The 22,954-nt window shown below is 40.9% G+C and carries 17 protein-coding genes and 1 pseudogene; 12 read left to right on the top strand and 6 right to left on the bottom strand.

Annotation, left to right across the window (positions count from 1 at the left end; genetic code table 11):
* Nucleotides 1-167 precede the first annotated feature (167 nt).
* A complete protein-coding gene (locus tag RMZ43_RS25590) occupies nucleotides 168-1,130 on the bottom strand; it encodes a M48 family metallopeptidase (protein WP_322647673.1) in 963 nt (320 codons plus the stop codon).
* A 139-nt stretch (nucleotides 1,131-1,269) separates the two neighbouring features.
* Here RMZ43_RS25590 and RMZ43_RS25595 point away from each other — a divergent pair, with 139 nt between their 5' ends.
* The 3 genes from RMZ43_RS25595 (at nucleotide 1,270) to RMZ43_RS25605 (ending at nucleotide 5,623) form a co-directional block, all read left to right on the top strand.
* Entirely contained in the window at nucleotides 1,270-2,835 is a 1,566-nt protein-coding gene (locus RMZ43_RS25595; protein ID WP_322647674.1) for an ATP-dependent DNA helicase, read from the top strand.
* Between the two features lie 152 nt (nucleotides 2,836-2,987).
* Nucleotides 2,988-3,209, top strand: a complete 222-nt coding sequence (locus tag RMZ43_RS25600) for a DUF2839 domain-containing protein (protein ID WP_322647675.1) — start codon at nucleotides 2,988-2,990, stop codon at nucleotides 3,207-3,209.
* A 320-nt stretch (nucleotides 3,210-3,529) separates the two neighbouring features.
* On the top strand, nucleotides 3,530-5,623 hold the full coding sequence (locus RMZ43_RS25605) for a prolyl oligopeptidase family serine peptidase (protein WP_322652893.1): 2,094 nt from the start codon (nucleotides 3,530-3,532) through the stop codon (nucleotides 5,621-5,623).
* A 382-nt stretch (nucleotides 5,624-6,005) separates the two neighbouring features.
* Here RMZ43_RS25605 and RMZ43_RS25610 read toward each other — a convergent pair whose 3' ends face one another.
* On the bottom strand, nucleotides 6,006-6,488 hold the full coding sequence (locus RMZ43_RS25610) for a hypothetical protein (protein WP_322647678.1): 483 nt from the start codon (nucleotides 6,486-6,488) through the stop codon (nucleotides 6,006-6,008).
* A 523-nt stretch (nucleotides 6,489-7,011) separates the two neighbouring features.
* On the opposite strand from RMZ43_RS25610, the gene RMZ43_RS25615 reads away from it, so the two are divergent.
* Nucleotides 7,012-9,765 (top strand): M16 family metallopeptidase, encoded by a 2,754-nt coding sequence (locus RMZ43_RS25615; RefSeq protein ID WP_322652894.1) that lies wholly within the window; start codon nucleotides 7,012-7,014, stop codon nucleotides 9,763-9,765.
* A 100-nt stretch (nucleotides 9,766-9,865) separates the two neighbouring features.
* On the opposite strand, the gene RMZ43_RS25620 is transcribed toward RMZ43_RS25615, so the two are convergent.
* From RMZ43_RS25620 to RMZ43_RS25630, 3 genes and pseudogenes are all read right to left on the bottom strand, one after another.
* Nucleotides 9,866-10,957: an exostosin domain-containing protein gene (locus RMZ43_RS25620; RefSeq protein ID WP_322652895.1), complete on the bottom strand. Its 1,092-nt coding sequence runs from the start codon at nucleotides 10,955-10,957 to the stop codon at nucleotides 9,866-9,868.
* A 411-nt stretch (nucleotides 10,958-11,368) separates the two neighbouring features.
* Complete coding sequence (locus tag RMZ43_RS25625; protein ID WP_322652896.1) at nucleotides 11,369-12,151, bottom strand: pentapeptide repeat-containing protein; 783 nt, start codon at nucleotides 12,149-12,151, stop codon at nucleotides 11,369-11,371.
* A gap of 207 nt (nucleotides 12,152-12,358) precedes the next feature.
* Nucleotides 12,359-12,715, bottom strand: a pseudogene (locus tag RMZ43_RS25630) (toll/interleukin-1 receptor domain-containing protein); the annotation flags it as partial.
* 716 nt (nucleotides 12,716-13,431) lie between these two features.
* On the opposite strand from RMZ43_RS25630, the gene glyA reads away from it, so the two are divergent.
* From glyA to RMZ43_RS25665, 7 genes are all read left to right on the top strand, one after another.
* Complete coding sequence (glyA, locus tag RMZ43_RS25635) at nucleotides 13,432-14,715, top strand: serine hydroxymethyltransferase (protein WP_322652897.1); 1,284 nt, start codon at nucleotides 13,432-13,434, stop codon at nucleotides 14,713-14,715.
* A 117-nt stretch (nucleotides 14,716-14,832) separates the two neighbouring features.
* Complete coding sequence (locus RMZ43_RS25640; protein WP_322652898.1) at nucleotides 14,833-16,083, top strand: competence/damage-inducible protein A; 1,251 nt, start codon at nucleotides 14,833-14,835, stop codon at nucleotides 16,081-16,083.
* A gap of 120 nt (nucleotides 16,084-16,203) precedes the next feature.
* Nucleotides 16,204-16,818, top strand: a complete 615-nt coding sequence (locus tag RMZ43_RS25645) for a hypothetical protein (RefSeq protein WP_322652899.1) — start codon at nucleotides 16,204-16,206, stop codon at nucleotides 16,816-16,818.
* 77 nt (nucleotides 16,819-16,895) lie between these two features.
* Entirely contained in the window at nucleotides 16,896-17,153 is a 258-nt protein-coding gene (locus RMZ43_RS25650; protein WP_322652900.1) for a type II toxin-antitoxin system HicA family toxin, read from the top strand.
* Entirely contained in the window at nucleotides 17,150-17,371 is a 222-nt protein-coding gene (locus RMZ43_RS25655; protein WP_322647686.1) for a type II toxin-antitoxin system HicB family antitoxin, read from the top strand. Before RMZ43_RS25650 ends, RMZ43_RS25655 begins: the two co-directional genes overlap by 4 nt.
* Before the next feature lie 434 nt (nucleotides 17,372-17,805).
* The gene (locus tag RMZ43_RS25660) at nucleotides 17,806-21,012 is read left to right on the top strand and encodes a glycoside hydrolase family 15 protein (protein WP_322652901.1); all 3,207 of its coding nucleotides are present in this window, start codon (nucleotides 17,806-17,808) and stop codon (nucleotides 21,010-21,012) included.
* 19 nt (nucleotides 21,013-21,031) lie between these two features.
* Nucleotides 21,032-21,409, top strand: coding sequence for a GxxExxY protein (locus RMZ43_RS25665; RefSeq protein WP_322647688.1), 378 nt, complete (start codon nucleotides 21,032-21,034; stop codon nucleotides 21,407-21,409).
* A 97-nt stretch (nucleotides 21,410-21,506) separates the two neighbouring features.
* Here RMZ43_RS25665 and RMZ43_RS25670 read toward each other — a convergent pair whose 3' ends face one another.
* Nucleotides 21,507-21,821, bottom strand: coding sequence for a YkvA family protein (locus RMZ43_RS25670; protein ID WP_322647689.1), 315 nt, complete (start codon nucleotides 21,819-21,821; stop codon nucleotides 21,507-21,509).
* Between the two features lie 365 nt (nucleotides 21,822-22,186).
* Between RMZ43_RS25670 and RMZ43_RS25675 the strand changes: the two genes are divergently transcribed.
* A complete protein-coding gene (locus tag RMZ43_RS25675) occupies nucleotides 22,187-22,915 on the top strand; it encodes a MotA/TolQ/ExbB proton channel family protein (protein ID WP_322647690.1) in 729 nt (242 codons plus the stop codon).
* Nucleotides 22,916-22,954: the final 39 nt, after the last annotated feature.

Below are 22,954 nucleotides of genomic sequence, written 5' to 3' on the forward strand. Positions count from 1 at the left end.
TATCACAGAAGTTTGGCTTGATTGCATAATATCAATTATCTGTCAATGCGTAAGTTCTCAATTTAATTTCTGGAAATCCCTCAGACAAAGTATGTGCTAAAAGAGATATAAATAGTGCATCAGGCAAATCTAACGCACTATATATAACTTCATTTAAGTACTCACAACTACTCAGACCTTTTCATTCTGTCAATTTCTCGTTGTAATTCTTCAATCTGACGGCGTAAAGTTTCTGTTTCATTGGTGGAAGATTCTGCTGCAACATTTACTGATCCGGAAGCAGGCGATCGCTGATAATTTCCTCGGCGAATTTGCTGGTATTCTTCAGATATTGCCCACGCCCGTAAGTAATGCAGGCGTTCCACTGGGAAAGGATGGGTCAACATCGTACCCTGAGCGCCATTGTAGATCAAAAATTTATATACCTGATTTAATCCATCTTCATCTAATGCCTGATAATTTTCTGACTGCTTGATAAACTCTTGTAAACTACATTCATTGGCATATTTGTTACTACCACCAGAGAGTTTCATCATCGTTGACATCACGGGATTCAAGTCATCCATGACCAGTAGTGCGGCGCGATCTGACGATAACTCAGCTTTCCGCCGCCACTCAAAAAAGGCGTAAATCAAACCTTGTGTGACAATATTACCGATGCCGAAAGTTAATTCTCCCAAAGCGGAAGCAGCACTCATTGCCCACATCGCCATTTGAATTAAAATAGTATGACCACATTTAATATGCCCCAGTTCATGGGCTAGCACCGCCCGAATCTCGGCTTCGTCTAGTAAGTCTAGTATCCCTGTATTTATGACTATGTAAGGATTCTCTTGCCCCAGTGCATAGCTATTTGCTTGGGGATTTTGCGAGACAAACAGTGTCGGTTCTGGGTAAATGTCCAAATCTCGGACGCATTCCCGAAACATCTGGTAAATAGTGGAATATTGACGCGGCCCTACTTGGATGGTGTTACCCATTAGATAGACTAACTGAGGGCGTTCGTAGATAAATTCCACAAATTTACGAGCGATTAAATCAAATCCTGGTAAATTTCGTAAAGCTTGCTCGGCTTGGCGATCTAGTGGATGCCTAAAGGCTTCGCTGGAAATTCCTGTGTAAGTTGGCATAATTCAGGGTATTGGGTGATTGGTCATTGGTCATTGGTCATTAGCAAAGGACAAAGGACAAATGACAAAGGACAAAGGACAACATAATAGAAGTGGGGCAATTGGAAGTAAAAGTCACTTTGTATGGAATTAAAAGCGTGTGATTGAAGCAGAAGTTCATTTTTCACTACATAACTTTTTGCGATCGCAGGCGGGGTTCCCTTCCTGGCCCCATCATTTGACGATGGCACGGTTGGTAGCACGCGCCTTGCGCCTGGGACGTAGCGCCCTAATTCAAGTAGGGGCAGTTTGTGGCTATCAAGGGCGATATCGTACTAGTTTCATAGCATCAGCCCTAATGTGGCATGGCCCTGTAATTATTGTTGCTCAAGAAGCGGTGCAACAACTTCTACTGCGGGTGGAAATTCCCCGTCTACAGCAGTGGCTACCAGCCAACAAACCGATTAGGACAGGTGATGCTTGGCCTAGTGCTGAGTTCCAAGGGCTACTGTTAACCTCTCCAGAAGCTTGGTTAAAAGGACAATTTGCTGGTGGCTCCTGCTTTCCCCAAGGCATCCCCACAATTATTGATGGAGTAGACGACCTAGAAGATTGGGTGCGCGATCAACTTACGCAAGATATTCAACCCGATGATTGGGAACAACTCATCCTGGCTTGCCCAAATCAAGCTGAGGTAATTCGTGAAGCAAGGATACAACTTACACATCAACTTTTTCAGCATCCTGTCAATCCATATCAGTGCTATCTAATTTCCCAGCCAGAAATAGAAATTTTAAATCGTCTCTATTCTGCTTTAGGGTCAATACAAGCACTTCCAGAACCTTGGAAAAATTTCTGGCAGCAATTTCAAACCCTTAATGAAAATCTTTCCTCCCTTGCTCCCTCATCTCCCCCTGCCCTCTTCTGGGCGACTATTGCCCATCGACAAGGTTTATTTTCTTTACACTACGCCCCAATGGAGTTAGGGGAAATACTCTCACCTATTTGGCAGCGACAACCAGTAGTTTTAATTGGCAGCGCTATCGAACCGGAAACTGAGGCTCCTCTTTTCCGACAGCGACTTGGTTTGGACGATTTAACTTGCCTGAAGTTCTCTGCGGATCAAGCAGAAGCAATTCAACTGTATGTACCCTATAAATTGCCCCTACCCAACACGCCAGAATTTCAAGCGGCATTTATTCACAAAGTCCGCACACTGGTTTGTCTAAGTGCTACAGCACCAGGATTAACGGTTGTCTTGGTGGGGGATGTACCACTAAAGGCTCAAGTTGCGACAATTCTGGCTTCAGAATTTGGTTCACGGGTGCAAGTAGAAAAAACTTGTTTAGATGAAAATGGTATTTTGATTAGCGGTTGGGAATTTTGGCGAGAACATCAGCGAGTTTTGCCAGCACCCCATCTGTTAATTATTGCTACTTTACCTTTACCATCTCTAGAAAATCCGCTAGTAGCTGGTAGGGTAGCTCGTTATAAGCGATCGCATCAAGATTGGTTCCGTTTATATTTGTTGCCAGCAGCCTTGAGTGAATTACAAAGAGCGATCGCTCCAGTCCGAGAAAGTCAAGGTATTGTTGCTTTACTTGATAGTCGTGTAGTTAATCGCAGCTACGGCGCTCAAATTCTCGCAGCTTTAAGCCCTCTGGCCCGCATTAACTATCTCGACCCCAGTCTGTTTTCTAATACCGATGAAGAAAATTCTGCCTAAAGTTCAGTTCCCAATGCCCAATTTAAATTTTGTCAACCAAAGCGCGATCGTCTAAAAGCAAGCACTATTATCAATTTATTGCCTCTCTGTAGCTATGATTCCTGGCAAGATAAATTTAGATAGAACCTAAGTAAAAATTTGAGTTGCTGATTATGGGTGAAGCAAAGCGTCGTAAAACCACATTAGGGGAAACATACGGTCAAGAGAAAGAGACTCGCATCTTGCCTTGGCTTCCCATCACAAAAAAGCAAGCCGAATTATTTGTCAGTTGGACAAGTCGTGGTGCTTGGATAGGTATTGTTCTTATGGTTGTAGCATGGACAACTATCCGTTTTATCGGCCCAGCCTTCGGTTGGTGGCAAGTAGTCAACTAAATGCTGCTGTAGAATAGCCCTTTCAAGCTGGGTAAAAATTTTGCCTAATAAACTTCAACCTCTTAACTCTGTATTCTCTGTGCCTGTGCGGTTAAATAAAAGAATTTTTAGCCGCACAGAGACGGAGTAGGACACTTGCGTGGGCGGGTTTCCCGACTTGAGTAAAGTGTCCGTGGTGCAGAGAGAAAAAAAGAGATTTTACCAGTCAACTTGAAAGGGCTGATCTTAAATTGGAATTTTCCCGCAGGTTTGGTCAGTATATGTTCTGCGTCTTGGGTCTATCTTTGTAGTATGTAAAGAAGCACTTTTGACCTGAGATTATGCCCTTCTCTAAAAAACCCCTCACCTACCCATCCAGCCACAAAAGCAATCAAGTCGATAACTACCACGGTAATTTAGTCGCAGATCCTTACCGTTGGTTAGAAGATCCTGATTCTGAAGAAACAAGGGCTTGGATTGAGGCACAAAATCAAGTTACTTTTAACTACTTGAGCGAAATTCCTACCAGGGAAAAAATTAAACAGCGCCTCACCAAACTTTGGGATTATGAAAAATATGGCATCCCTTTTAAAGAAGGCAAATCTCTGCAAGACGGTTCCACTGAACGCTACTTTTATTTCAAAAATGACGGACTGCAAAATCAAAGTGTTCTCTACACTCTCAAAACCCTAGACGACGAACCCAAAGTTTTACTCGACCCTAATAAACTTTCAGAAGATGGTACTGTTGCTCTTTCGGGATTGTCTATTAGCGAGGATGGTAAACTTTTAGCATATAGTCTATCCGCCTCTGGTTCTGATTGGCAAGAATGGAAAGTACGCAATGTCGAAACTGGTGAAGACCTCCAAGACCACCTGAAGTGGATTAAATTTTCTGGCGCATCGTGGACACATGATAATCAAGGTTTCTTTTACAGTCGCTACTATGAGCCAAATGAAAAAACTCAATTAGAAGATGTTAACTATTATCAAAAGCTCTACTATCATCAGCTAGGTAAACCCCAATCAGAAGATGTACTAATTTATCATCGTCCTGACCAAAAAGAATGGGGTTTTAGTGGCGGTGTTACTGAAGATGGACGCTATTTAATAATTTCAATTTGGCTAGGGACTGACTCCAAAAATTTGGTTTTCTTTAAAGATTTGACTAACCCTAATGCTGAAGTCGTAGAACTAATTAACCAATTTGAAGCAGATTACAGCTTTATCGATAATGATGATAGCGTGTTTTATTTCCGCACGGATTTAAATGCACCACGAGGAAGAGTTATTGCAATTGACACCAAAAGCCCTGCACCAGAAAATTGGCGAGAAGTCATTCCCCAATCAGTAGAAACTTTGGAAAGTGTCGGGATACTTAATAACCAATTTGTTGCTGATTACCTCAAAGATGCTCACAGCCAAATTAAAATTTTTGACCTCAAAGGTGCGTTTATTCGTGAAGTGGAATTACCTGGACTCGGTTCAGCCGGAGGTTTTGGAGGGAAGCGTCATGATACCGAAACTTTTTATAGTTTCACCAGTTTCACTATACCAGGAACTATCTATCGCTATGATATGGTAACTGGTAAAAGTACCATTTTTCGCCAGCCAGAGGTAGATTTTAATCCTGATGATTACGAGACTAAACAAATATTTTATCATAGCAAAGATGGTACTAGAGTACCAATGTTTATTACGCATAAAAAGGGCATAAAGTTAGATGGAAATAACCCGACTTATCTCTATGCCTATGGTGGTTTTAATGCCTCAATGACACCTGGTTTTTCTGTGAGTCTTTTGGTGTGGATGGAGATGGGTGGTGTCTATGCTATGCCTAATATACGCGGTGGTGGAGAATACGGCGAAGAATGGCATCAAGCAGGAATGAAGGATAAAAAGCAGAATGTCTTTGATGACTTTATTGGTGCTGCTGAGTGGTTGATTGCTAATAAGTATACTAAGACAGATAAGCTAGCGATCGCAGGTGGTAGTAACGGCGGTTTATTAGTGGGTGCTTGTATAACGCAACGTCCCGATTTGTTTGGTGCAGCTTTACCAGCAGTTGGCGTCATGGATATGTTGCGCTTCCACAAATTTACCATCGGCTGGGCTTGGACTTCTGAATATGGTTCAGCAGATAATCCAGAAGAGTTTCCAACGCTGTATGCTTATTCACCACTACACAACATCAAACCAGATACAGCTTACCCAGCAACCTTAATTACCACAGCCGATCATGACGATCGCGTTGTCCCTGCTCATAGTTTCAAATTTGCCGCAGCTTTGCAAGAGGCTCACGCAGCTGATGCGCCAGTTCTAATTAGAATTGAGACTAAAGCAGGACATGGTGCGGGTAAACCCACGGCTAAAATTATTGAGGAAGCCGCAGATAAATGGGCTTTTTTGGTGCGTACTTTGAATGTTGAAGTTTAGGAGTTGATTTATTTCTTGAGTTTGGACTAATTGGCATTTAGCAGCAATGAATAGAAATCAAGAAAAAGTTACCCAACTTCTTTGTATTGACTGCTTTATTAATTTCGATAAAGGCGATCGCTTCCACTTCTGGGTAAGGTGTATCCCAAATACTGCTAATTTTTTATCTCCACCCTTACCGCTTTCCTGCATCTGAGCAAGAAGTTTAATTTTTTAACGAACTTTGGGGGTTTAAGTCCCCTGCCTAATGACGGCAGCCCGTTTTGGGTCGGGGTCTAAATCCCCGGATGTTCGCAGACTCGCTAACGCAAAACGTAATTGCGAATTGCGTTAGCAGAGCGGGGCGTTAGCCCATTGCCAATTGTTTTAATCCCTCTTGTGCTTAAAACGCGACAGCTTGGGCTGTCCCCTTCAGATTGATTGTTGTATAAATTTGTTTTTGCCCCTGGTTGAATTGAGGAATCACAGAAAAGCGGTTTATTGTAGTGATTCCTTTAGTTTCAACTTTTGCTTCGATGTTATTTCCAAGGTTTACACGAGGTATGAGCAAGGTAAATGTGGTGTTGCCAGTATCTACTGTCTTTTTAATAGTTACAGTTACTAGTGTACCAATTTCTGTATCTACTGTACGGATCTCATCTCCAGTAAAGTTTAATGTCTGTTTCTGCTCTTGATAGTTGAAAAGGGGCTTACCAGTAAAGCTTGACGTTGAGTAATTAATACTGACTTTCTCGCCTTTTGAATTATACCCTGTGAAATTATACAAGTTCGGTGTTCTTTGTACTTGAGCATGAGATTGTAATACAGGTATTGCTGCTAAGGTTATACCTAATGTGAATGATGTAATTAAGTTTCTTGTAAGCATATTTCCAAAAGTTATTGCTAATTAGACGAAGATATCTACGCCGATAGGATGACAAGGAATAAAACCAATTCTAAAAATGTATATTCCGGAAAACTTGTCAAATGAAACACATCGCAATTGTTGTTAACATATTTGTAACATTTTGTAATACTGCGTAGAGTTACATCTGACTTTAAAGTTGGGAGTAGGGAGTGGTGAGTGATGAGTTGTGAGTGTTAAAAGACCACTTTCATACTTGGTTGTGAAACTTGCTTCATTGGGATTGTCTTTAAAATAGAGAACAAGTGGCAATAAATAATAAAAGGGATTTTTATACCTTCTTTGTAAGTTATTGCTCGTAGATGTCTTGCAAATAGGTAAACTTTAAAACTGACTATTACGGCATGGCGGAAATAAAGCTACCATTGAAAATGGTAAAAAAGCCGAAAATGTAAGTCTTTTGACTTCCAGAAAGCGATACAAAGGTTTTGTTTTATAATTAGAAATTTTGCATTTCCCATTGCTTATGAAGCTACGCTCATATATGCTTGTAGGGTTTTTTCTTAGCCTTGTGCTAAGTATTTTGCCTTTTTCGGGCAATTTCACTAATGCTGCAACACCAACAGCAGTCGCACCTGTATCTGCTGTCTCATTCATCCAAGGGGTACAAAAAACCGTATTAGACAACGGCTTAACAGTTCTAACTAAGGAAGTTCATACTGCTCCCGTAGTGAGTGTACAAGTTTGGTATAAAGTTGGCTCACGTAATGAGGTTAAGGGAGAAAATGGCATTTCTCACCAGCTAGAACATTTAATGTTCAAAGGTACAACTGACCGTCCTGTGCAGTTTGGTAGGTTATTTAGTGCCTTGGGTAGCCAGTTTAATGCTTTTACTAGTTATGACGAAACAGCTTACTTTGGCACTGTGCAACGAGACAAACTCGAAGCATTGTTGACATTAGAAGCCGATCGCATGGAAAACTCTTTAGTTGGGCCTGAACAACTCACAAGTGAAAAGCGGGTGGTAATCTCCGAGTTACAGGGGTACGAAAATTCACCAGGCTATCGTCTGAGTCGGGCAGTGATGCGAGATGCTTTCCCTAATAGAGCCTATGGCTTACCTGTAGGAGGCACAAAAGCTGATGTAGAAAAATTCACGGTGGAGCAGGTGCGGAATTATTACCAAACCTATTACAGCCCAGAAAATGCCACGTTGGTTATTACAGGCGATTTTGCTACAGAACCTGTACTCAAAGTTGTTAAAGAAACTTACGGAAAGTTGCCAAAACGACCCAAGAGGGTTGTGGCTAAAAATTCTCCTCAGGTGACTGCTTCTAGTGTTGCTAAAAAAACACCCATCGTCCTTAAGCAACCTGGAAGTGCAGCACTATTGCAAGCGGTGTATCCTCTACCAGATATCAAGCATCCTGATGTCCCGGCAATAGATGTGATGGATGCCATCCTTACAGGCGGACGTAGTTCTAGGCTTTACCAAGCTTTGGTGGAATCTGGACTCGCTAGTTCAGTGAGTGGTAGTGCTTCCGAACTTATCGAACCAGGTTGGTATGAAATTAATGCTACGGCAGCTCCGGGTCAAGAGTTAAGTAAAATTGGGCAAGTGCTTCAGGAATCTTTAGCAAAATTGCAAGAACAGCCAGTTACTACTGAAGAATTGAACCGGGCGAAGACGCAACTGCAAGCCTCGTATATTTTAGGGAACCAAGACATTACTAGTCAGGCAACCCAACTGGGATATAACCAAACAGTGGCCGGTGATTATCGTTTTATTGAACAGTATCTGGCTGCGATCGCAAAAGTCACCCCAGCCCAAGTACAGAAAGTAGCGAAAACTTACCTGAATCCGGCAAAACAAACCATCGGCTTCTTTGAACCAACTCAACCAGACGGCAAACCAGGGGCTTCTAGCGCTGGTTCTGGTCGCACAGTGGAAAATTTCAGCCCTGGTAAGCCTGTAGATCCAGCAGAACTGGCGAAATATCTGCCACCTGCCACATCAGCGACAGATTCGAGCAAACAATCATTACCAGAAGAGTTTACCTTAAATAATGGTTTGCGGGTTTTGCTCTTGCGCGATCGCAACCTCCCCACCATTAACCTGAATGGACAAATTGATGCTGGTAGTGAATTTGACGGCAACCAAAAAGCTGGATTAGCGAATTTGACTGCGGCCAACTTAATGAATGGGACGCAGACTAAAAATGCTCTTACCCTAGCAAAAACCTTAGAAGATCGGGGAGCCGATTTGAACTTTGGTGCCAGCCGCGAGGGAGTTAACGTTAGCGGTGAGGGACTTTCAGCAGACTTGCCGATATTGATTCAAACTCTGGCAGATGTACTGGAAAATGCCACTTTCCCAGCCGATCAATTAGAACTGAGTCGCCAACGGGCGCTGACAAGTCTCAAAGTCCAGCTAGATGACCCTAGAGGTTTAGGAAGACAAGTATTTCAGCAAGCAATTTACCCAGAAAATCATCCATTCCACAGCTTTCCTACAGCTGAGAGTTTAAAAAGTATTACTCGTAATGATTTGCTTGGCTTCTACCAGACACACTACCGACCAGATAACACAACCATTGCCTTAGTAGGAGACTTTGATCCAGTTAAGGTAAAAGCTTTGCTAAATCAGGTATTTGGCAAATGGTCAGCCCCAGGTAAGCCACCTGTTTTGAAAATACCATCCGTGCCATTACCGGAAACTTTGACACGTTTAAACAAAGTGATTCCTGGTAAGTCCGAAGCTGTTACTTACATCGGCTACAACGGTATCTCTCGGAAAGATCCACGTTATTATGCAGCACTAGTACTAAATCAAATTTTGGGTGGTGATACCTTAGCCAGCCGTTTGGGTACGGAAGTGCGCGATCGCCAAGGTCTAACCTATGGTATCTATAGTGGTTTTGCCGCCGGAATCAATCCCGGCCCGTTCTTGATTCAGATGCAGACTGCTCCTGGTGATGCTCAAAAAGCGATCGCTAGTACTCTCGCTTTACTCAAACAGTTACGCGAACAAGGAGTGACTGAGGCAGAATTCAACGCAGCAAAACGCTCAATTACTAATAGCTATCCTGTGGATTTAGCTAATCCTAGTGATGTATCAAGCATAATTTTGGATAATGCTGTCTTAGGACTTTCACGCTCAGAAATCCGAGACTTTCCCAAGAGAATACAAGCAGTTACAATGGCTCAGATGCAACAGGCAATTGAAGATTTAATTAAGCCGGAAAGTCTGATAATTGTTACTGCTGGCCCTGGAGAGACTGTACCCAAGGGCAGCTAATTGCCTCGATTTAAAACACAAAGGTGCTAAAATTTGTTTTACGCCTTTGTGTTTTAGCTTAAGGCTATTTCGTTCTAGACATAATACTTGTTTAAATGAATTATTTTGTCGAAAAATGATGATGAAAATTAGTATAAAATCCCTGAGCAGAAAGCCTATTCTCCCAAAGTTTTCGGCACTCATACTGCAAATCTAAGAATTCTTGGTCTGAAATATTGCTATGGAATTCAGCTACTTTTTCAGCAATATGTGGTATTTCCTTCTCATCTATCCATACGCAATATTTTTTCCAGTCTATTATAGACTCGTCAGGTAAAACGCAGTCTGTATCAATAAAAATTGGAATACGACCACAACTAAGAATTTCATATAATCGAATAGAATAGTTTGCAGAACCACGACAGGATAAAATATAGTCACTCTCGACCATATTGTTCACATATTCAGCACGAGCCTTCTGTCTTTGCTCTACATCTTGTGTATTTAGAAATACTGCTTCGTTTTTGATAATGAAGTTTGTATTTACTAAAGACGGGTTTTCTGCAAGTACTTTCAGAGCCTGACTACGCAAAATTTGTCCTTTGTAAGGCGGAACTCCAAGCTCAAATGATTTGGTTAACATCGCCCCGTGAAATAAAACCGTTTTTAGTTTATTTTCCCATGAATCCGTTACTGCTAGTCCACAAAATCCAACAATAGGTTTCTCAGATTTATGCCTGAGAGACATTTGTCCTCCTAAATATTCTTTAACAAAATCTTCAGTAAAAGAAGGCATAATAATATCATTTTGCTTCATTTTCGACCGATATACTGCCATCCGAAATACTGTTGCATTCTTGACAGGAATTTCTTCGGCGCAACAATCACCTGCAAAAAAAATAATTAATTTTTTGCCGCTATTAGCTACTTTTTCTGCAAATTTAATAGATAGACTTTCTGCTTCTTTATTAATTTTACTTCTCCAACTCTCTCCTCTGATTATTCTCCAGTTTATAGGCATTACAACTAAGTCAGCTTCTTGTAAAGAAGTCATTTTAAAAAGAGAATTACCTATTTCTAAATACTTACCATACAATCTAGACCAAGGGTATTTTTCAGTAGGGAGAAATTCCCTCCAAAGGGGATAAAGCATTGGAACTGGCTCCATTCCTTTAGGTAGATAATCTTTATCAGAATAGATACTTAATTGCATATTTTAACCTGAATTCTGACTAGTTGAATGACTGAGGAATTCTACAATAAATTAAATTAATTTCAAATAACCTTTGGATATATTTCTTTTTATACCAATAATTTATGAAAATATACTTAAAATGATATTAGCCAAACATAGGTTTGTAATGCAACCCTTTGGGAATCCTGCTACGCGTAGCGTCTTGTAAAAAGAGCTAAAGTCCTCATATTTTTATCTAAGGGGGAAAGTTTATTTAAAAAAGCAATAATTTCTGGCTCTTAGCGGCAGGTAAGATTACTTTTATAATTAGGATTGACGCAACATAAATTTCTACTAAATTGATAATTAGTAAATATTTCGCTTGAAAAATTATATTTTTGCCCGAACTAGCAAATTAAACTGGACAGAGTACAAAAGCAAGTCGAAATGCTACGAATCTAAGCCTAGTTGCACACGTAATTCTTGATCGTAATGGGCATGTTCCCAATTTTTTGCAGCTTTGATTTGATCTACACTTAAGTTATAAGCATCTTGTAAATCAGTTTGTTCTAGGTTAGCATCCACTAAAATAGCTCTAATCATATTTGCATTTCTTAAATTTGCACCACTTAGATCAGCTAGCTTAAAATTTGTTTCTGTACAATTAGCTTCAGCTAGAACTGCTTCCTGTAGATTGGCACTGCGAAATTGGACTCTACAAAGATTAGCTTTTCGGAAGGATGTGCAACATAAATCTGCTTTAAAAAAATCAGTCCCAGTAAAATCTATTTTGGCCCAATAGGCGTTGGCAGCCTGCACCTCAGATAAATCAAGTTCTTGCAATTTAGAGTCCTGCGCGAGCGAAGTAGTTAATACTTTACGAACTTTTGTTTCAGTTTCGTTAATTAAAGCTACTGCTAATATTTGTTTGGTTAAATTAATCAGTTGGTTCTTTCTGTATTCTGGGACACTCCATTCACTAGGAAATTCTTGTAAGAGCGAACCTAGTTTCATTGCTGCTGCTGCACGTAATAATGGTCGTTCTGGTGTAGTCAATTCTTGAATAATAGCTTGGTAAGCTGTATCTATATCTTTACGATGTTCAAAATCTAGCCGTTTTTGCTCTTTATCAGCTTCAAAATCTAATCGGTCTTTATTTGTCTCTTTTTGTGCAAGAACATAACATCCAACAGCCCCCCTACAGTGACGAAAGCTCCCAGTAACTTGATCCAAAATAGACTTCCCCCAGTCTCACTTCTAATTTGCATAATTTCTGCTGTAAGTTTGTCAATCTCACGCTGTGTTTTTTGTTTACCTACATCATTTAATAATTTATTGTCATATCTACTAAGAGAACCTTGTTCTACTACCACTTGAGAGATAAAAGCAACAACTAAAGTAGCAAGCAATATTGCTACTATTATTAGAGCTATACTTTGGTTAAAAATTTGTTTTTTTTAATGCATAAGCTTCTTTGTTTTTCATAATTATTTTATTATTAAAAGAATGATTAAATATCACTAAGTATATCATTTTTTGGCTAATTACTAGCCATTCTTGTTTTAACAAAGCAGGATTTGCTTGTTGTTTATCGAAATCGGAAATTTCTCGTAAAAGAATAGGAATAATTTTTTTATTATGCTTTGCTGCATATTTAATCTCTTCTTTGCAAACTTCAGAAATAATGGAATCAGGGCTGACAATAAAAATAAAAATATCCGTATCTTCAATACCAGTTTTAATTTTATCCCACCAATCTGTAAATCCCTGAGCATCAATCCAGTCAACCCAAATGTTGTGGTTGTTTTTTTTAGTCCATCATTAAATTTATGTACATATTCTTTATCTTTATGGGAGTATGAGATAAAAATATTTGCCATATATTCACAAACATAATAAATTCTAACTTTACGCCAAGTACTGTCTGCAAGCGATATAGAGTGATGTCATTATTAACTCCTGATTAGAAAGCAAACCCTTAATTATTTCGCCTAAGTTTCAACTCTCCTCTCTATGTCGATGAAGTTGATGTATGGTAATATACCAGATTCAGCTAACTTTTTAGCTGTTCATCGGTAGCCTGTCCACGCAAGGCATCTGCAAATATATCTGCGGTAGCACTACCAGCAATCACAACAACTAACCTTCCAGTATTAACGCCAATACTGAGTGCTTAATTTTTGCAGCGTAGAACTTCGCAGTCATATTCCGCAATTGTTGAAGCGTTCAGCTTTTTGTCTCGCAGAGGAGCGATGTCTCCGACGGCTACGCCTACGCAACGCCGCTTTATTTAGCGCAGCCTCAACAAGCAACGTTATGATAATTAATCGTCCAATAACAAATAAGTTGGCACAAATAAACCTCAATAGTCCGGAGACGATTAATCGCCTCTGTAGAGCAGTCAAAAATCATTGAACTATAGACTTTGGGCTATGGACTCTTGAGAATGGACTGTTAGGTGCTGCGTCCAACCAAAATCAGCCGTTGTACAAATTTCCATAAGGATAATTGAAGTGACTAGGACTAATTCAGACTTTCTTTCTTCCACCGATCCAGCGATCGCGGAGTTAATCAACGACGAACTACAGCGTCAGCGAGATCACTTGGAGTTAATTGCTAGCGAAAACTTTACCTCTGCTGCGGTACTGGCGGCTCAAGGCTCAGTACTGACAAATAAATATGCCGAGGGATTACCTGGTAAACGCTACTATGGCGGTTGTGAGTATATCGACAAAATCGAACAACTGGCAATTAATCGGGCTAAACAGATATTTGGCGCTGCTCATGCGAATGTGCAACCTCATTCTGGCGCACAAGCCAATTTTGCAGTGTTCCTGTCGCTGCTGCAACCAGGAGACAAAATTATGGGGATGGATTTGTCTCATGGGGGACATCTCACCCACGGTTCCCCTGTAAATTTCTCAGGTAAGTGGTTCCAAGTTAGCCACTACGGTGTTAATCAACAAACAGAACAACTTGACTACGATCAAATTCGGGAGCTGGCGCTGAGGGAGCGTCCTAAGCTCTTAATTTGTGGTTATTCGGCTTATCCCCGTATAATTGATTTTGAAAAGTTCCGTAGTATTGCTGATGAAATCGGCGCTTACTTACTTGCTGATATTGCCCATATTGCTGGTTTAGTTGCTAGTGGTCTTCATCCTGATCCCATTCCTCATTGTCATGTAGTAACAACAACTACACATAAGACTCTACGCGGCCCTAGAGGTGGTTTAATTTTGACCAGCGACGCAGAACTAGGTAAAAAGCTAGATAAATCTGTTTTTCCTGGCAGTCAGGGTGGGCCATTGGAACACGTTATTGCTGGAAAAGCAGTAGCTTTTGGAGAAGCCCTAAAGCCTGAGTTTAAAACCTATTCTGCCCAAGTGATTGAAAATGCTCGTGCTTTGGCAGAACAATTACAAAACCGGGGTTTAAAGCTAGTATCCAATGGTACTGATAACCATTTGATTTTGGTAGATTTACGCTCTGTCGGTCTAACTGGTAAACAAGCAGATCAGCTAGTTAGTAATGTGAATATTACTGCTAACAAAAATACTATACCCTTCGATCCGCAATCGCCATTTGTTACTAGTGGTCTGAGGTTAGGTTCGCCTGCAATGACCACGCGAGGTTTAGGAATAGCAGAATTTACCGAGATTGCAAATATTATTAGCGATCGCCTGCTTTCTCCGGATTCCGACGTAGTAACCCAAGATTGCCGACAAAGGGTAGCAGCATTGTGCGATCGCTTCCCCTTATATCCTCACCTAGAAATTCCTGTACCAGCATTAGCATAATTAGGCATGGAAAAGAGGCAGAGGTGCGGAAGGCAGACGGGAAAAATCTTCTCCCTTGCCCCCTGCTCCCTGCCCCCACTCCCTACTCCCCACTCCCTACTCCCCTTCCCCAATCCAATGAGTGCAGAAATTATTTGTGTTGGTACTGAACTGCTGCTAGGAGATATCCTCAACGGCAATGCTCAATTTTTGGCGCAACAATTAGCGCAGCTAGGAATTCCCCATTACTATCAAACAGTGGTTGGGGATAATCCAGAACGGTTAAAGCAAGTTATAGAAATTGCTATTTCCAGAGCGCAAATTCTCATTTTCACTGGTGGACTCGGCCCCACACCAGATGACCTTACCTGCGAAACTATCGCCGATTTTTTTAAAGTCCCGTTGGTAGAACGTTCTGACATCATCGAAGACATAACCCAAAAATTCGCCCAACGTGGTCGGGTTATGTCACCAAGTAATCGCAAGCAAGCTTTGATTCCCCAAGGTGCAGAAATTCTCCCCAATCCCACTGGAACAGCACCCGGTATTATTTGGCAACCTCGCCCTGAAATCACGATTTTTACCTTTCCCGGTGTTCCTAGTGAAATGCACGTAATGTGGGAAGAAACAGCCGTGCCATTTCTCAAAAGTCAAGGTTGGGGTAAAGAAATTATTTACAGTCGGAGTTTAAAGTTTTGGGGTATTGGTGAATCTGCTTTGGCGGAAAAAGTTTCTTCTTATTTGAAGTTGCCAAATCCCACAGTAGCCCCTTATGCAGGTAAAGGGGAAGTAAGATTGCGAGTCTCAGCTAAAGCCACTTCAGAAGCAGCCGCAGAAGCCTTAATTGCACCCATTGAGAAACAACTTACAGAAATTGCCGGACTGGATTTCTATGGCGTTAATAATGATACTCTTGCTTCTGTAGTTGGTCAGTTGTTGCGGGCATCAAAAGAAACGCTTTCGGTGGCAGAATCTTGCACTGGTGGCGGTTTAGGGCAAATGTTGACTGAGATTTCTGGGAGTTCTGATTACTTTTGGGGTGGAGTAATTTCTTATGACAATTCGGTGAAGGTTGGACTGTTGGGGGTTAACCAGGAAGACTTAGATAAATTTGGGGCGGTAAGTGCAACTGTTGCAGAGCAAATGGCTGTTGGAGTCAAAACCCGCCTTGCAACAACTTGGGGATTGAGTATTACTGGTATTGCTGGCCCAACTGGAGGGACAGAAACTAAGCCAGTGGGTTTAGTTTACATTGGTTTAGCTGGGCCAAAAGACGAAGTGGCAAGTTTTGAGTATCAGTTCGGTACAATGCGAGGTCGAGCTTTAATTCGTCATGTCAGCGCGAATGCAGCGTTGGACAATCTGCGACGCAAGTTGTTGACGAGGTAGGAGGTCTATTACGTTTGTCATACAAGTTGTATGACAATCGAACCTATTGACAATCTGATGTTATTTTAAAAAACTCAATTACGTTAGCGACGCAGGAGCGTCATTACAAATTATCCAAGTATGAGCAAAACTCCTATCCTTCAACTTAATCACTCATACACTTTCAGAAGCTATTTTGAGATGTCATTCGAGCCAGAAGATATACTGGCTGAATTTGGCTATTCTTTAAAACGTTCTTCTCTCAATCAACAAAAGTCCACCATTGAATTAGATAGACTCGCAAATCTCAAATCTAGGATTGAAGAGAGTTTGCCATATATTAGTTTGACTAGTGAAGCAGCCCGCAGAGAGTTACTAATTGCACCAATTTTATTGGATGTTGTTCATTACACTCAAGCCCAACTTAGAATCGAATATCCTCTTATAGTTACAGAACAATTAAAAGGTTCCCTTGATTATTATTTGCACGCAGACCATAAACTCTTAGTTGTAGAAGCTAAAAATGCTGATTTAGCAAGAGGTTTTACCCAGCTTGCTGTAGAACTGATTGCTATTGATGCGTGGACTGATTCTCAAGAGGAAAATTTACAAGGGGCTGTTTCTACAGGGGATATTTGGCAATTTGCTCTATTGAATCGAGAAAGTAAACAAATAACTCAAGACCTCAATTTGTATCGTGTTCCTGCTGATATAGAAGACTTGCTGCGGATTTTGGTGGCAATACTCAGTAGCTGAGAAATATAGCGATGTATGATCGCAAGCTGCTTTGCATCTACACACTTTTGATTTTGTGATGATAAAGTGTATAAATAATGTCGAAAAAACGTAAATTGCTAGAGAAAGTACTTTCTAGCTCCAAAAATATTCAATTTAATGAACTGGTGACTTTGGTTAAGGCGTTTGGATTTTCTCTATCACGGGTTAATGGCAGTCACCACATATTTACTAATCCAGATATTCCTGAGCTTGTTAACCTGCAAAATCGAAAGGGCGAAGCTGTTCCATATCAAGTCCGTCAACTTTTGATTTTGATTGAAAAATATACACTTACCTTGGAGGATGAAGGATGAAAAACTATCATATTAATATCTTCTACAGTCAAGAAGATGAGGGCTATATTGCTGATATTCCTGATTTGAAATACTGTTCAGCATTTGGTTCAACTGAAGAAGAAGCACTTCATGAAGTTTTGAAAGCAAAAGAAGCATGGTTAGATGCTGCACAAAAAGAGGGAAAACTAATTCCTGAACCGAGATATCGTCCTGCAATTTACCAGATAGCCTCATGATTAGCAGAGAGGCGGTGTCTGACGACAAGCCGCTTTGCGTTTTGCACCCGAAGACTTCTTTTTCTCAATTTAGAGTTACTAAGCACAGTTAAAAAATTAACATTCATGTTACGTAAGTTTTGTCCGAATAAAAAAACTATGGAGCGATTTGAGATAGCTTGATCCAAAGTAAGGAAGCTTTGTTATCTAGCCCATAATATAATTATTTATGTATAAATAATTACACTTATTAATGAATGTTTCAAAAATATCATATTTTAATTCGGAATCGCTAAAATTCAGTACCCAGAGGCGTATTAACAAGAGATAATAATAAACTCACACCACCTTTAGCTGCTCTCCCATCAACCATTACAGAACTTATTCTGGCTTGGTTTAGGTAATTCAGTTGACAGTCAAAGGGTCAAATTTTGCAAGTTGTTCTGAACCAAGCTATGAAAACATCTACCAAATTGCCATCTCGCCTGGACTATTACTACCAGCAAATCAAAACGATTATTCTGACTCGGCAGAATCCAATTACTGGTTTACTACCTGCGAGTACAGCAATTACAGCCCACGGTGATTATACTGATGCCTGGGTGCGAGACAATGTTTACAGCATTTTAGCAGTTTGGGGTTTAGGACTTGCATACCGCAAGATTGATGACGACAAAGGACGCACCTATGAACTAGAACACAGTGTCATCAAACTAATGCGCGGGTTGTTGTTTGCGATGATGCGACAGGCTCATAAAGTAGAGACATTTAAACATACTCAGTCGCTACTAGATGGACTGCACGCTAAATATAATACGGCGACCGGTGATATTGTTGTTGGTGATGATGAATGGGGACATTTGCAACTTGATGCCACATCTATATTTTTGCTGATATTGGCGCAAATGACCGCAGCCGGATTGCCAATAATTTATACGATTGATGAAGTGAATTTCGTCCAAAATTTGGTTTACTACATTGGACGAGCTTACCGCACACCAGATTACGGCATTTGGGAACGTGGGAATAAAATAAATCGGGGTAGTGCTGAGTTAAATGCCAGTTCTGTAGGCATGGCAAAAGCTGCTTTAGAAGCTATCAACGGACTGGATTTGTTTGGTGTGCGTGGTAGTCAAGCATCGGTAATTCATGTGCTACCAGATGAGATTGCCCGCGCCCGGATTACCTTAGAATCCTTATTACCAAGGGAATCTGGTTCCAAAGAAATTGATGCGGCGCTGTTAAGTATTATTAGTTATCCTGCCTTTGCAGTGGAAGATTTGCAATTACGCGATCGCACTTTAAACGATATTATCAATAAACTTGCAGGTAAATACGGCTGCAAACGCTTTCTGCGTGATGGACACCAAACTGTTTTAGAAGATAATCAACGTTTACACTACGAACCGTGGGAACTCAAACAATTTGAGCATATTGAATGCGAATGGCCCTTATTTTTCACTTATTTAGTTCTAGATGGATTATTTCGCGGCGAACAAGAACAAGTTAAAAAATACCAAAATCTTTTAGAATCATTACTTATAGAACAAAACGGCTTGCGTTTATTGCCTGAACTCTATTATGTTCCAGCCGAAAACATAGAGGCAGAAAAGTTAGCACCCCAAACGCAGCCACGTTTACCCAATGAAAATATTCCCTTAGTGTGGGCGCAGAGTTTATATTTTCTCGGTGAAATGTTGAGTGAAGGTTTAATAGCGGTTGGTGATATCGACCCTTTAGGAAGACATTTGTGTGTAGGCAAACAGCGCGAGGCATTGGTACAAATTGCCTTGTTAGCAGAAGATGAAAATTTACAAACAAAACTAGAAGTTCACGGAATTGAAGCGCAAACACCCGCCCAAGTAGAACCGATTCAAGTGAGAAAAGCTGGAGAATTTTCAGCTATGTATACCCAAATTGGACGTAACAACAAACTTGGTTTAACTGGACGGCCAGTGCGAAGGTTGCGGAGTTTAACAACATCTAGAATCTTTCGGATTAGTGGTGAAACAATTGTATTTTTGCCTTCATTTTCCGACTCTCAACAGTTTTACTTAACCCTTGATTACCATTTTTTACTGGATCAAATTAGAAGTGAACTAGCTTACATTCAAAAATATTGGAGTGACTTAGGTCGTCCTACCTTGACTTTAATGTTGACGCACACCATGTTAGAAGCTGGTTCAGAAGCATTACTAGAATTGATGCAAGAACTAAAAGATGGTGTTTGTAACGGAGTGCGAGTGAAATTAGGGCGGTTAAATCAGCTAATGCTGACAGCCGGAATCCAAAGAATTGATTTTCTTCCCAATGCAGAATTCTCGCGATCGCCAGTAAAAAATGCTAGCCCACGTTGCTATTATCTAGCTTATCATCCTGAGAAAAGCTGGCGTTTAGGACATACCCAAGAATTTAAAATGGAGTATGAAACTAACTTGGGGTTATTGCTTTCTTATTTGCGTTCATCAGAGAATATCTACGAGCAAATTGAGTTATTGCAAACTTTGACTCGTTTGCAGGGAATGCAATTTGATACGGGATATGGCGGCCCAGGATATGCTGTCACTGTAGGGGATTTACTAGATGAAGTTTATACCAAAGCTGGAGATTTAGGCATTTGGGCAGTAGTGCGTCGGGCTGCTGGGTTACGGCAAATGGTTGATATTAGCCTATCAGATGCAGTTACAAGTATTTTGGTGCGGGGTAAGCAAATTGCTGTGGGTAAAGCTTACAGTGAAGCGTCCTTGATTAGCGTACCCATGTCTCACGATGAGATTGCCGATAAAATTAATAATTTTTGTCGTGAGGATATTCGCGATCGCGTCCTCACTCAAGAGATTTTAATCTATGTTGGCATCTTAATTCACTCAGAACCCGAACTATTCCAGGGACTACTAACGCTAAGAGTCGGCTATCTCATCTTATTGATTACCAGCGAACTAGCGCGGGAATTGCATGTAACTCAAGATGAAGCTTATGATCGCTTAATGCAACTTTCACCCTTTGAAGTTAAAGTGCGCTTGCGTCAGGTATTAACTGGATATACTGGCATGAGTAACCTATTGCGCCAACAAGAATCACTGCACGTTAAACAAAAAGAAAGTGATATTGCTTGGGTAGTGCTACCAGGAATCGGCGAAGGGATAGAAGTTCCGCCAGGTGGTTGGCGACGGTTTCGCCAAGCCGAAGGTGCAACGGGGCGCGTACCAAAAGAATTTTTTAAGCAAGTTTGGCTATTAATGCAACATTGCAAGGGTTTAGTAATTGGCGATAAATTAGAGCGTCGTAATCGTTTAGATAGTGAGATAATGCTGTCGGAAATGACAGCCGGGGAAAGAAATTTTGCTCTCTTAGTTGAGCATTTGTTGAATAAAATTGAAGCTCCAGAATATCGACAAGTAAATATTGAAGCATTAATCGAATTATCTGCGATCGCTGCCAATAATCCCAAGTTGCAAATTGAAGAATATATTGTGTTGGATGTGTTAATTGGCCATGCGGTGCGATTGGCGTGGCTGGAAAATCATAGTCAACGCAGCGATCGGTATGACGAGGATAAGGCGAGTGCGTGGCGATCGTTTTACAATACTTCACCTAGAGATTGCGCTAGTTATATTTTGAAGGCGTTTAGGTTCTTGACGGAATTTGTGAAGGATTTTTAAACGCAGAGGAGCGCAGAGGATGAAAGAGAATGATTTGAGTGGGGTGATTATTGGTTGTGCAATGAGGGTGCATACTGCTTTGGGGCCTGGTTTATTGGAGTCGGCTTATGAGGAGTGTTTGGATTATGAGTTGAAGAAAGCCGGGTTGAATGTTGGTAAACAAATTCCATTGCCTTTGGTTTACCAAGAAGTGAAATTGGAATGCGTTTATCGATTAGATTTGATTGTCGAAAACCAAATAATTGTAGAGATTAAATCTGTAGAATCCTTCCACCCGATTCACTCCGTCCAACTCCTAACCTATCTCAAACTAGCAAACTGTAAACTAGGACTACTCCTCAACTTCAACGTCCTCCACCTCAAAGAAGGCATCAAACGCGTAGCCAACAACCTCTAACTCCCTCTCTGCGAACCTCTGCGCTTCCCTCCGCGTTCCTCTGCGTTAAAAAAAAATACCCCCACCTCACATCCCAAAAGCAGGGGTTTCATTAAAACTACTTAACCGAAACAGCATCAACATCAACAGTGTTTGCAGTAGAGGCAGAACCCTCGGTAGTATTAGGTACTTCAGTACCCACCTCACCCTTACGAGCCTTCCACCCCTCAATTACTAGCCCAGACACCTCAGAAACTAGCAAAGTCAAAAGGAAAACATCATCAATCTGTCCCACAACGGGTATAAAATCTGGAAGAATATCAAATGGGCTGACCAAATAGGCGAGTGTTCCTAAAATTACCCACCAACGGTACTTCGGGTTACGAAGCACACTGCGATACCAGGTATAAAGCGATTCGATTGAAAATTTCATATTTTGAACCTCCAGTTATCTTTAATTTTGACAAATTATCCTAAAAACTTCTGGTGCGAATAACCGCCCTAATGAGTCTGGAAGACGCTACTCGTAATCTGTCATCAAAAACCTATTTTGTAATTCTTCATAAGAGTTTAATACCGCAAGGGTTTGACAAATTAGACAGTGATTGTATTAATTCGGGATTATGGCAACCCAGCAGCAAGTTTTTCCACCAGTCTAAGTCCAATAGCCCATGCTTACACTATCTTTTTAGATTTTCGGTAAATTTATATTTTGGAAGTCCCTCATTTTGCATTAATCTCTAGAATTAAATTGCCTTAGCACATTTGCTTTAATCATGGAGGGAGGAAACTAAAACAGTGGATATTTTAGATTTATTTTATAAAGGCGGGCCAGCGATGTGGCCTTTACTAGTTCTATCCATTCTGTCTTTGAGTGTGATTTTTGAGCGTTTGTGGTTCTGGTTGCGAATATTGACTCAGGAAAAGCAAATAGTCGATCGCATCCTGGATGCTGCCCAGGATAATTGGCAAGAAGCTGCTGACATTGCAAAACGAGCAAGCCATCAGCCTGTCGGGCGTTTTCTCTATGCTCCCTTACGTTTTCCAAAAACTGATGCGGAAACCTTTCGATTAGCACTTGAGGCTACAGCCGAAGATGAGTTAGCTGGAATGCGACGGGGCGAAAAACTTTTAGAAGCCGTAATTGCCCTCGCGCCCCTGTTGGGATTGTTGGGCACGGTTTTGGGACTAATCCGCTCCCTGCGCTCAATTCGGATTGGTGATTTGGGAACTGAATCTACCGCCGGGGTAACTACTGGTATTGGTGAATCGTTAATTAGTACGGCAACTGGGCTAATAGTTGCCATTATTAGTTTGGTATTTTATCGCCTATTTCAAAGTTTTGTAGTCAACCAAGTCAAAGTTTTTCGGAAGGCTGGGAATGAAATGGAATTGCTCTACCGTCAGTCCCCCCCTGATTTTAGTAATAGTACATCAGCAATTGTCCGGGAAAATTTCACTCCACCCCGCAAGCCAGGAAAGACAAGGTTGCCTGAACCTCCTGAACCCCCGAATGCACCTAATTAGTTAAAAATTCAATCCCCGAAATAGGCGTTTAAATTGAAA

This window comes from Nostoc sp. CmiVER01 (assembly GCF_034531135.2).
GTDB lineage: Bacteria > Cyanobacteriota > Cyanobacteriia > Cyanobacteriales > Nostocaceae > Nostoc.